Genomic DNA, 918 nt, shown 5'->3' with positions numbered 1-918 from the left:
GAAGGTGGAGCGGCCTTCCACGGGTAGATCTCCGGTTCGTGATCGGCTGCCTCGGAAGCGGTTTCGAGCGGTGCCACAGTCGTTCCCCCCTTGGAAGTTCGGAACGACGTCTCAGCGCTCGTGACCGGTGTCGCGGTCACGGTCGCGGTTGTAGGCCTGCGCGAGCCCAGTCCCCGGGGCGGTCTGGCGCGCTCGTGCCTCCGGGGTGGGCGGCTTCACCGCTTCACTCGGCGGCTTGGCCCGCCCGGCCGCAGCGGCCAGGCGCTGAGCGCGCTGGTCCTCAGTCAGTCCGGCCTGGCGCAGGTTGTACTCCAGCAGCGCGAGGCGTTCGGGGCTGTCGTAGGAGGGCGGGCCGGGATTGCGTTCGGCGGCGACCTTTTCTCGGCGACCGGCCCACTGGTCCTGGACGGCGCGTGCGCGCTCGCCTTTCTTCTCGCAGGCGTCGTTTTCGACGGCGAGGAATTGGTTCACGTCGAGGCGGACGTGTTCGGGCACCCCGGCAGTGATCATGCTGTTGCGCAGCTGTTCCTCGGCTTGGGTGGCTTCGTAGTCGTCGCGACTGGTGCGCCCGGCCGCCAGCGCGGTCTGCGCGAGGACCACACGGTTGAGGTCGTCGCGGACTGCGCGGACAGTGCCCTCGGGCGCGGCCGCGGTCGACAAGATTTTTTCGATCTCGCGGCGGTTTTCCTCGGCGTAGGCACGCGCGTAGTTGTCGCGGCGTTCGCGCTCGATCGCGGCCGCGGACCGGTCATCGGCCAGCAGCGTGTCCGGCACCTGAGTTTTCCCGGCCTCGATATCGGTGAGCACGGCGCGCAGCTGGTCACGCTCGATATCGGCCAAACCCTTGCCCGACTTGATCGCCCGGTCGATCCGGGCGCGCATCGCGTCGGCCTGCTCTTTCTGGTCCCGGACCCACTG

The 918-nt window shown here is 69.2% G+C and carries 1 pseudogene; it reads right to left on the bottom strand.

Going from position 1 to position 918, the window contains the following annotated elements:
* Positions 1 to 111 precede the first annotated feature (111 nt).
* A pseudogene (locus tag A5780_RS41215) lies at positions 112 to 918 on the bottom strand (hypothetical protein); the annotation flags it as partial.

It is taken from the genome of Nocardia sp. 852002-20019_SCH5090214, from assembly GCF_001665865.1.
Taxonomy (GTDB): domain Bacteria; phylum Actinomycetota; class Actinomycetes; order Mycobacteriales; family Mycobacteriaceae; genus Nocardia; species Nocardia nova.
Note: the sequence above shows the minus strand (reverse complement) of the source record. Positions and strands in the feature narration are given on the sequence as shown.